The sequence below is a fragment of the Candidatus Parcubacteria bacterium genome (assembly GCA_023131895.1).
In the GTDB taxonomy this organism is placed as follows: Bacteria; Patescibacteriota; Minisyncoccia; order Minisyncoccales; family JAGMDC01; genus JAGLYZ01.
Window position 1 is genome coordinate 114,369 of sequence record JAGLYZ010000004.1, and the last position, 10,993, is coordinate 125,361.

At 39.3% G+C, this 10,993-nt stretch carries 7 protein-coding genes; 5 read left to right on the top strand and 2 right to left on the bottom strand.

What is annotated here, in order from left to right; genetic code table 11:
* Window positions 1-73: 73 nt before the first annotated feature.
* Window positions 74-259 carry a hypothetical protein gene (locus KAT95_03675; GenBank protein ID MCK4520922.1) on the bottom strand — a complete coding sequence of 62 codons (186 nt, stop codon included), beginning with the start codon at window positions 257-259 and terminating at the stop codon, window positions 74-76.
* 259 nt (window positions 260-518) lie between these two features.
* On the opposite strand from KAT95_03675, the gene KAT95_03680 reads away from it, so the two are divergent.
* Window positions 519-740 (top strand): hypothetical protein, encoded by a 222-nt coding sequence (locus KAT95_03680; protein ID MCK4520923.1) that lies wholly within the window; start codon window positions 519-521, stop codon window positions 738-740.
* A 10-nt stretch (window positions 741-750) separates the two neighbouring features.
* On the opposite strand, the gene KAT95_03685 is transcribed toward KAT95_03680, so the two are convergent.
* Window positions 751-1,635 carry a hypothetical protein gene (locus KAT95_03685; protein ID MCK4520924.1) on the bottom strand — a complete coding sequence of 295 codons (885 nt, stop codon included), beginning with the start codon at window positions 1,633-1,635 and terminating at the stop codon, window positions 751-753.
* A 110-nt stretch (window positions 1,636-1,745) separates the two neighbouring features.
* Here KAT95_03685 and KAT95_03690 point away from each other — a divergent pair, with 110 nt between their 5' ends.
* The 4 genes from KAT95_03690 to KAT95_03705 form a co-directional block, all read left to right on the top strand.
* On the top strand, window positions 1,746-2,300 hold the full coding sequence (locus tag KAT95_03690) for a PocR ligand-binding domain-containing protein (protein MCK4520925.1): 555 nt from the start codon (window positions 1,746-1,748) through the stop codon (window positions 2,298-2,300).
* A gap of 33 nt (window positions 2,301-2,333) precedes the next feature.
* Entirely contained in the window at window positions 2,334-3,395 is a 1,062-nt protein-coding gene (ychF, locus tag KAT95_03695; GenBank protein MCK4520926.1) for a redox-regulated ATPase YchF, read from the top strand.
* Window positions 3,396-3,456: 61 nt separating this feature from the next.
* Window positions 3,457-4,266, top strand: a complete 810-nt coding sequence (locus tag KAT95_03700) for an SIMPL domain-containing protein (GenBank protein MCK4520927.1) — start codon at window positions 3,457-3,459, stop codon at window positions 4,264-4,266.
* 155 nt (window positions 4,267-4,421) lie between these two features.
* A partial coding sequence (locus tag KAT95_03705; GenBank protein ID MCK4520928.1) for a hypothetical protein occupies window positions 4,422-10,993 on the top strand: 6,572 nt, incomplete at its 3' end.

Consider the following 10,993-nt stretch of genomic DNA (forward strand, 5'->3'; position numbering starts at 1 on the left):
AGGCGGCGTTCAGTTGGTGAACATTGAAACAAAAACCTCCCCCGATTATCGAGGGAGGTTTTTTCATGCTAATTTAGCGTCCGAAGCTTTGATTTCTTTTTTTAGCATGACACTCTCTGCAATAGAGTGGCCTGTCTCCAGATGGTTCAAACGGAAGTTCAGTGATTTCTTTGCCGCATTCAGAGCATTTCCAATGTCCTTGATACATTTTTCGAGGAGGGAAATCTCTGTTTGGGCTGTCGTTAGATTTGTCAAACATACGAATTATTTTTTTGATTAAGATTATAAAACGACCTTTCCGACTCTTAAGCCTCTACACCTATTTAGGCCTTTGTTAATTTTTTGAAATTATTAAAGACTTACTTTAAGATACTTCGACTTATAAATCTAAATTCATTATACGCGTTATTTTTGACAAGTCAAGCGGTTGTTTCGGTTTTTTGAAATAATCAAAGTATGATATTATAAAAATATAAAGGTCAGATATAAATAATCTTATAAAATAAAAATATGAAAGTATGGACAATAAAACTTTAAAAAATTTAAGAGATGACTTGATAGGTGAATTAGGAGCAATTAATCAATATCAGGATCATATAGATGAGGATGACAACGAAGAAGTAAAAAAGGTTTTAAGTCATATTAGAGATGACGAAAAAGAGCATGTTGCTGAACTAATAAAGATTATCAGAAAACTAGACGGGATCCAAGAAGAGAAGTTTCAAAAAGAAGAACTTTGATTAGTTTAATTTATTTGCAGCAAGGCCGTCCATAAGAATATTCGTGAACAAGCAAGCCGTTTTGATCTCTTAAATAAACAATATCCCAGTCATTTTCAACAATAAGCTCTTTTTCCAGATAGAGATGCCAGGTGTTTTCTAAGAAATCCTCGTTATTATGATAATTATTAAAACAGCCGCTGTAATTAAAGTTTTTTGAAAGATATGCTGTGCATTCCCGGTCTTTGTAAATTTCCGAATCTTCAGAATAATCTGGAAATTCGCATCTTCCAAGTTTTAAAATGAATGCTTTACAGCAAGGGCTCAAATGATAAATTTCTGTTTCTTCTGCCTTAGGGCATCTTTTTGATATAGAAAAATCAAAATAATCATATTTTTTAAGATAACCAAAACATTTGTTGGAGCGGAAGTTCTTGTCTTGGCCAATAGGATTCTCGCCGTTATATAAATATACTTTGTCGCCTCGTTTTACAGTAATATCATCTTCAGGTTCTTTTGTAGAAAAAGTGCGGAATTTTTCCATGCCTTTAGGTATAAAAAATATCCCATTTTTTGTCTCAATCTGCCAGTCAGTAAGATTGATTTCCTCTTCTTTTTTAAGATTGGTTTTTAAACTGACATAAGAAACACGGGAAGAGCTTCCAACTCTTACATTAGATATTTTTACTTTGTTAAGATATGGAGAGACATTTTGCTTAACATCCTCGTTTGCAGGAGTTGAATCAGCTTGCCTTGCTTCTTTTTTAGTATCTTTTGTTTGATTAGCATCTTCTGCGCTTTGGGAAAGATCTGCCTGGCTGAAATAGCCAAATTTGCTTATTTGGTCTTCTCCAGATACAAATGCAATCGCTATAAGTACAACAATAACAGTAATAACAGATATGATTGATCCCATACGACATATTATATCATATTTATCATAAAAATCAAGGTTGATTGTTTTAACATTAAGCTGTGTTAAAATAATGTAAAGGTCGTATTGTTTCAAATCTTAAATTTTTAATTATGCCAAAAGATAATATTTCAGAAGAAGCTCAATGGTTTTTAAGAAACCTTCAAAAACTGCAGGATGATTTTGCTGAAAGTATTGGCGCCCAGATTGTAACGACAGATAGAGATGGCAATTTAGTAACTGAAATGAGCGGCGCTCAAAGGGTTTGTAAAATGATTATGGAGACAGCAGAAGGAAAAAAGAAATGCGAGGAAGCTTATAAAATGGCTTTAAGTTTGGTAAAAACCCAAAAAGAACCTGCTTTTATGGACTGCTACGCTGGTTATGCTTCTTTATGGGTGCCAATTAAAGTTGGCAAAGAAATTGTCGGTTCCATTACTGGTTGCGGTGGGAAATATGAGAGAGGAGAAAGCAAGGAAGTTTTAAAGGAAAAATTTGCCAAGTTGGCAGGTGAATTGGGCGTGGCAGACAGAGAGGATTTTTTAAAGGCAGCAGTGGATGAAATCGAGCCGGTTACCGAGAAAGAAGTAAAAACAAGGGCAGAGCGGCTGGCAAAGTTAGTTGGAATTTTAGCTGAAGAGACTGCTCTTAAAGAGGTTTTTGCGTAATAAATTTTTTTATTTTTGCTATAAAAATTACCTATGTCTTTATCCATAGGGATTGTTGGTTTGCCTAATGTAGGCAAGTCAACATTATTCCAAGCCATTACTAAAAAACAAGTTGACCGTTCTAATTATCCTTTTTGCACCATTGATTCTAATGTTGGCGTTGTTGCTGTTCCTGATGAAAGAGTTGATAAATTAACAGGATTAACTAAAAGCGCCAAAAAAATTTATACAACTGTAGAATTTGTTGATATAGCTGGTTTAATAAAGGACGCAAGCAAGGGTGAGGGATTAGGAAATAAATTTTTAGCTAATATTAGAGAAACAGACGCCATAGTTTATATCCTGCGTTCTTTCCAGAATGAAAATGTTGTTAATACTCAAACAGAAATTGATGTTTTAAAAGAGAAAGAAATTTTAGACACAGAAATGGCTTTAAAGGATTTAGAAACAGTAGAAAAAAGAGTTCAGGATTTAGAAAAAGATGCACGAGCAGAAAAGAAAGAAGCAAGGCAAGAAATGGATATTTTAAAAAAAGCGCAGGATTTTTTAAAACAAGGCAAGATTCTCATTGAACAGGAATGGACAGAACAAGAAAAGAAAACATTGAATTGTTATCAGCTGCTAACTTTAAAACCAAGATTATTTTTATTTAATGGTTCTGAAAAAGAAGTTTCTCAAGAAGCAAAAGAGATTTTCAAAAAAAATAATTGGCAGTTTTTAATTATTGATATCTTGACAGAGTTTGATGCCGTGGATTTATCTTTAGAAGAGAGAAAAGATTTTGACCTGCCAGTTGAATTAAGGTTAGACGCTTTAATAAAAGAGTGTTATAAACTGCTTGATTTAATAACTTTTTTTACAACAGGCGCTGACGAAACACGCGCTTGGACATTAAAAAGAGGAGAAAAAGCGCCGCAGGCAGGAGGAGTAATCCATAGCGACTTTGAAAAACATTTTATCAAAGCAGAAGTAATTGGCTGGCAGGAGTTGGTTGACATTGGAGGTTTTAGCCAGGCAAGAGAAAAAGGGCTTATTCGCACAGAAGGAAAGGACTATATTGTCCAAGACGGCGATGTAATAGAAATCAAAATATGATGTGATTAAAGAGTTTAAAATTCTTGAAAAAGGTCGAAGAAATAAATAAAATTGAAAATTTATGAACCAAAATCATTCTAAAAAAATTGAAAAACACAAAAGTTTGTTTCCTGCGCTCTTGTTGGTTTTAGTGCTTCTTTTAACTGCTTTGTTTTTTTCTACTGTGGTTGATATCCAAAACAAGATTAAGCAGGGGAAATATATCGGCCAGGAAATTGAAACAAAGAATACCATTACTGTTTCTGATAAAGGCGAGGTATATGCCAAGCCGGATTTGGCTTTAGCTGTTTTTTCTGTGAAGAACGAAGCAAAAACAGTGGCAAAAGCGATGAAAGAAAACACAGAGAAAATGAATGCTGTTATTGATTTTGTTAAGAATCAGGGAGTTGAAGAAAAGGATTTAAAGACAATTAATTTTAATATCTATCCTCGCTATGAATGGCAAAAAACAGAAACCTATCCTTATCCTGAAGGAAGGAGAGTATTAGTAGGATACGAAGTTCAGCAATCGCTTCAAGTAAAAATCAGGAATATGGAAAAAATAGGGGATATTATTCAAGGAGCAACTGATGCTGGCGCGAATCAGGTTAATAATTTGCAGTTTACTATTGATAATCAAGACGAACTTAAAAAGCAGGCAAGAGAGCAGGCAATTGAAAAAGCAAAAACCAAAGCCATGGAATTAGCTTCGCAATTAGACGTTAATTTGGTAAGGATTACTCATTTCAGCGAAGCCAGTGTTTTCCCGCGATATTACGGTTTAGACAAAGCAGTTGGAATGGGGCTGGCTGAGGAAGCGCCATCGCCTCAAATAGAAACAGGAGAAAATAAAATAGAAGTGACAGTGACCATTACCTACGAGATTAATTAATTCGGGCTCGATTTTATTTTTCGGTTTGTTCAATTCAAAAAAGCTTGGAAAGGACAAGCTTTTTTTATTTCTAAGTTATCCACATTGATTAATATGATAGAAATTTGATATAATATACTAATAATTACAAATCTCGAGCCTCGTGATTTTATAAAATGAAGAAAAAAGATACAAAACAAAAAAGCAAATATATTTCTCTCAAAGATGCTGCTAAACTTTCAGGCTATTCTTCTGATTATATCGGATCTTTAATTAGAAAAGGAAAAATAAAAGGCAAAACAGTTTCTTTGACAAAGGCATGGTTCACTACTGCAGAGGAAGTGTTAGGATATCGGGTAAATAAAAAAAATAAAAAAGGAAAAAGCGCTTTGAAGAAATATCCAAAAATCCAGATATTAATCCAGAGATTTTTTAGATTAAAAAAAATCATCAATCCTTTTAATATTTTAGAGGGGCCTAATTACGGCTTTATTATACTCTTATTGTCGGTTATTGTTTTTTCTGTTTTAACTATTGTTGCTTCTAATCCAAAACAAGAAACAATAAAAGTTTTTCCGACTGTCTGGTTAAGTGATTCCTCTAATAATGAAATAGGATGGCAAGGCGCTCATAATGCTTTAACTTTAGAATTAAACAATACAGCAGATCTGACTGAATTTAATTCAGAGAATTCAGCTTTGTCAAAACCTTTATCTTTGATTGAACCAATAATGATTCCAGAGCAGTCTTCTCAAGATGATGAAGAAAAGCCAACAGGTTTCTGGCATAGATTTAAAAACATATTTAAAAATTTAAAGGTTTTTGCACAAGAAGATATTCCATCAATTATAAATACAACAACTCCGTCTTTGGAAGGGATACAAAAAATAGCTGAATCAGAAGAAACAGTTTCTCCTTCAGGAGGAGGGGTGAAAATTATTCTTCCAACAATTGATGGAGAGCTATTGCAAGAGACAGGAGATAAGCAGGAAGAGACAGGTGAAGAAGAAATAGAAGAAATACAAGAAGAAATAAGTATTTTTCTTGATGAATCAAGTATTAGTTTTTTTGGTTTTACTCTGCCAGAAGATAAAGCTCAAGAAAATTTTTTAGGAGCTCGGTTTGGCATTTCTTTTTTTGCTCAAGGCCGGGAACAAGAAGATGACCAAGTATTAGTCAGTTGGTCTTTAGATGACAAGCATTGGAACCAGTTAGCTGTTTTCCAGCAGAATCAAGAATATTCCAATTCTCAAAATTCAGGATATTTCTATTTTAATATTCCTTCCTATTTAAGCCAGGAAAATCTTGAAAATTTAAAGATAAGGTTTATTGCTTTAAGCAATAATATTGAACAAGAGAAATTGCCGATTTATATTGATGCTGTTTGGCTTGAACTTACATATGAACAGGAACAAGCAATAGAAGAATTAGAGGAATTAGAGATTGATTTAGTTTCGTCAAAAAAGAATTTTAAATCAAATGAAGAACCGGAATTTCAATTTGTTTATAAAAAAAAGGACAAATGGATTTTAGGTTCATTTGTAGATTCAGTTAAAAAATTGTTCAGAGTCTATGATTATTGGGATGATATTAATACAGTAGTTGAGATTAAAGATTTTAAAGGCAGAATAAATGATTCAAACATTAAATCAGAAATTCTTTTTGAAGACAACGGTGAATTTTCATTAAAGATAAAAAGGCCTAAAAATTTTAAGCCTGGCCTTTATAAAATTGTTTTTAAAATTGAAGACCAAGAAGTGATTAAAGAATTTGAGCAGGATTTCATCTGGGGTGTTTTAGCTATTAACGTAAATAAGTCAATTTATCTGCCAAGCGAAACAGCATATATTCAAATGGCTGCTCTAAGAGATAACGGCCACACGCTTTGCGATGCTAATTTAAATTTAGAGATTATTTCGCCTGATGGAATTACTAATAACCCTGAAGTCCAGATATCAGGCGAATGCGGTCCAAACAATGTTATTGATGTGCCTGATTATTTTTCCTATTACCAAACAAATAAAACTGGTCTTTATCAAATAAAGCTGACTAATCTTGACAATGGTTATGAAATATCTGATTCCTTTGAAGTTCGGCAATTTGTTCCTTTTGATGTTGAGAGAATTGGCCCAACAAGGATTTATCCGCCAGTTGATTATGAGGTCGTAATAAAAATAAAAGCCAATCAGGATTTTCAGGGTCAAATTATAGAAACCGTGCCATCAGATTTTGAAATCACTAACCCACTAATATACACCAATAATAAACCAATAGACACTAACACTAATGTTAGCGGTGATTGGCAGATTTTTGCCAAAGATGATTCAATCCATACTAAAAACATTATCTGGCAAGTTGATTGGAAACAAGGCCAGGAATATGAATTAAGCTATCAATTTCGCGCTCCGTTTAGAAGCCCTTATCTTTACTTCCTAGGTCCATTGAAGTTCCTTCAAGGTAACCCACTAATAAACACTAATAATAAACCAATAGACACTAATAATGATACTTCTGTAATAGACACTAATACTGAAGCAAATGATGGCGTTAATCCACTAAATGACATTAATCTTAATGAAGATTCGTCTAATATTAGTGGTCAATTAGTGTTTAAGGAGCTTCGCTCCTGGCAGATTGCGGCAGACGCGGCAATTGAGATGGAGGCCTACAGCACGCCAAAAGATATTGATTCAGACCCTGATACAATGACCGGCGCAAATACCATAACAATTACTGACGCCAATGTTCTGGTCGTCCAGGTGTATATCAAAGGCACGGCCACGGTTTCTTCTGTTGCATGGGATCCTACCGGTGTTAATGAGGCCCTAACTTTAGCTCGGGCAGATAGTGATTCCAATGGCAGAACTGAAATCTGGTACAAGGCAAGTCCAACTGTCGGGACAAAAGATATTAAAATTGATTTTTCCGCGGCTCCGGAAGCGATTGCCGCTGCTTTTGGCTTGAAAAACGCGCATTATCCAGAGCCGGTTAATCCTAATTGTGCTACTGGAACCGGCTGTAACGGCGGCACAGGAACAGGCACTACTGCTTCAACGACCTTTACCACCCAGTATGATAACAGCTGGATAATAAGTATTGCCGGCAATAATAGTGATACAACCTTAACTCCTAACGGAACCGGACAGACCCAAACATGGACTTTAACAGTGGGCGGTGCGCCAACCGGCCGAAAAGCGGCTTGCGGAAGCAGGGAAGCAAAATCTCCTGAAGGCAGCGATACTCAATCTTTTACTTTGGCTTCCGAAGATTGGGCCATTACAGCGGTGGAATTCAGAGAATTTTTGGCTGATGTTCTTGTTTCCGCAACCAGCACACAGACATCAGAAGTAAAGCAGACCACTAATGATTTTGAACTGGGCGGCAAGTTTGTCATTACCCATAATAACGGCACTTCTACTGTTACCGGCATTGTTATCCAAGAGCAGGGAACAGTAGATGCCCAGACAGAGCTTTCTGATGTCAAGCTCTATTACGACCTTGACACTACAACCCCTTTTAACTGCGCTGGCGAAGATTATGCTGGCGGAGCAACCCAGTTCGGTACTTCCACCACTTTTAACGGCGCTAATGGCACTGCTACATTCACTAATGCTGGAATAGCTATTAACCAGGAGCAGACAATGTGCGTTTACACGGTTTTTGATGTTGCCAGTAACGCGGATATTGGCGATGAAATAGAAATCCAGATTACTGATCCATTAAGTGATGTAACCCTGGGAGACGCAGATGTTTTATCTTATGATACTGTAGCTATTTCAGGCACAACAACCATTATAAGGGCTTTTGCTGATTATACACAGCGCGCGTATATCTGGGAAAATGACAATGGAGATGAAATTAGCAGTGTTGATGACAATACCCAGCAGGCAGCTGGAAACACTGCCATAACTTCAGTTAGAAAAGGAGAGAGGGTTACTTTAAGAATGCATCTTGATAATGACGCTGAGGCCTCTCCTTATGATTTAGCGCTTTTTTACGACCGCAATGACGGGATTTTTACCAAGGTCCAGGATGAGGCTACAGCTGTGACCGGGTCTGGCAATTGTACAGACACTAATTATGACTGTCTGGCTGTTGACGACCATGACACTGAGAACTATGGCTGGTACACCTCTATTGCTTTTGACCCTTCTGGTCAGGCATGGGCAAGCTATTATGATCTCACCCATGACCGGCTCAAGATTGCCAAATATGTTGGAAACGGAAACGGTACCGGGTGCGGAACAGGTTCCAGCGACTGGACATGCACAGTGGTTGACGACCATGATACTTATGATATTGGCGCTTACACATCCATTGCTTTTGACCCATCTGGCAACGCCTGGGTGAGCTATCGCGATGACGCCACTGACCAGCTCAAGACTGCCCAGTATGTTGGAAATGGAAACGGAACCGGGTGCGGAACAGGGTCCAGCGACTGGACATGCACAGTGGTTGACGACCATGATACTGATATTATTGGCTATTACACCTCTATTGCCTTTGACCCTTCTGGCAATGCCTGGGTAAGCTATCATGATACCACCAATGGACAGCTCAAGACTGCCCAGTATGTTGGAAACGGAAACGGAACCGGGTGCGGAACAGGGTCCAGCGACTGGACATGCACAGTGGTTGACGACCATGCCAGTGATGATATTGGCGAAGACACCTCTATTGCTTTTGACCCTTCCGGCAATGCCTGGGTAAGCTATTATGATGCCACCAATCTCCTGCTCAAGACTGCCCAGTATGTTGGTTCTGGAAACGGAACCGGGTGCGGAACAGGGTCCAGCGACTGGACTTGTACTGTGGTTGACGATCATGCTAGTGATGATATTGGCGAAAACACCTCTATTGCCTTTGACCCTTCTGGCAATGCCTGGGTAAGCTATTATGATGACACCAATCTCCTGCTCAAGACTGCCCAGTATGTTGGTTCTGGGAACGGAACCGGATGCGGAACAGGGTCCAGCGACTGGACTTGTACTGTGGTTGACGATCATGCTAGTGATGATATTGGCTCTTACACATCCATTGCTTTTGACCCATCTGGCAATGCCTGGGTGAGCTATCGCGATGTCACCAATACCCGGCTCAAGACTGCCCAGTATGTTGGAAACGGAAACGGTACCGGGTGCGGAACAGGGTCCAGCGACTGGACCTGCACAGCTGTTGACGAGGACTATGGCTCATTCACCTCTATTGCCTTTGACCCTTCTGGCAATGCCTGGGTAAGCTATTATGATGATACCAATGACCGGCTCAAGATTGCCAATATTACGCGCGGGGGAGAAATCCTCACCACATCCGGCTTGGCTGGCGCAAACAAAGCCGCGATTTCCGAGAGCCATTGTGATATGATTTCAACAAGCGATGCTGATAACCGTGATGACGCTGACTGCGTTGACGGTGAAAGTACCTGGGTTAACGGCAAATGGTTTGAGTCGGAAGAAGGACAGGGAGCGATTACCGCGGGCGAGGGCCAGTGCACAGAAGTTGCGTTTACTATAGATACGTCTCAAGCGGTCGCTGGCGAGACATACAGATTTATTGTTTCTTTGCAAGACCCTTGGCGGAGTGACAAGGGTCTTTGGCGAGGCGCGTCAAGCACTGTCCAATATGCCACCCTAACTATTGAAGACCCGACAACCACGCGCACTTCCAAAGACAACATTGCGAAATTCGCTGACTGCACTGCCAGTGGCTGGGGGTGTCTATCTGTTGACGACCATGACACTGAGGACTATGGCTCTTACACATCCATTGCTTTTGACCCATCTGGCAACGCCTGGGTGAGCTATCGCGATCTCACCAATGACCGGCTCAAGATTGCCAAATATGTTGGAGATGGAAACGGAACCGGGTGCGGAACAGGGTCTAACGACTGGACCTGCGCAGTGGTTGACGACCATGCTAGTTATGATATTGGTCAGCACACCTCTATTGCTTTTGGCACTTCTGGCAATGCCTGGGTAAGCTATTATGATACCACCAATGACCGGCTCAAGATTGCCAAATATGTTGGAAACGGAAACGGCACTGGGTGCGGAATAGGGTCCAGCGACTGGACATGCACATCTGTTGACGATCATGATACTGATAATATTGGCCAATACACCTCTATTGCTTTTGACCCTTCTGGCAACGCCTGGGTGAGCTATTATGATGCCGGTGACAATGACCGGCTCAAAGTTGCACAATACGTTGGGTCTGGAAACGGTACTGGGTGCGGAACAGGGTCTAACGACTGGACCTGCACAGCTGTTGACGATCATGCCACTGAGGACTATGGCTGGTTTACCTCTATTGCTTTTGACCCTTCTGGCAATGCCTGGGTAAGCTATCGTGACGTCACCAATGAGCGGCTCAAAGTTGCACAATACGTTGGGTCTGGAAACGGTACTGGGTGCGGAACAGGGTCTAACGACTGGACCTGCACAGCTGTTGACGATCATGCCACTGAGAACTATGACTGGTACACCTCTATTGCTTTTGACCCTTCTGGCAATGCCTGGGTAAGCTATTATGATACCACCAATCTCCGGCTCAAGATTGCCAAATATGTTGGAAACGGAAACGGCACTGGGTGCGGAATAGGGTCCAGCGACTGGACATGCACATCTGTTGACGATCATGATACTGATAATATTGGCCAATACACCTCTATTGCTTTTGACTCTTTAGGCAACCCTTGGGTGAGCTATCGCGATGTCGCCAATAACCGGCTCAAGATTGCCAAATATGT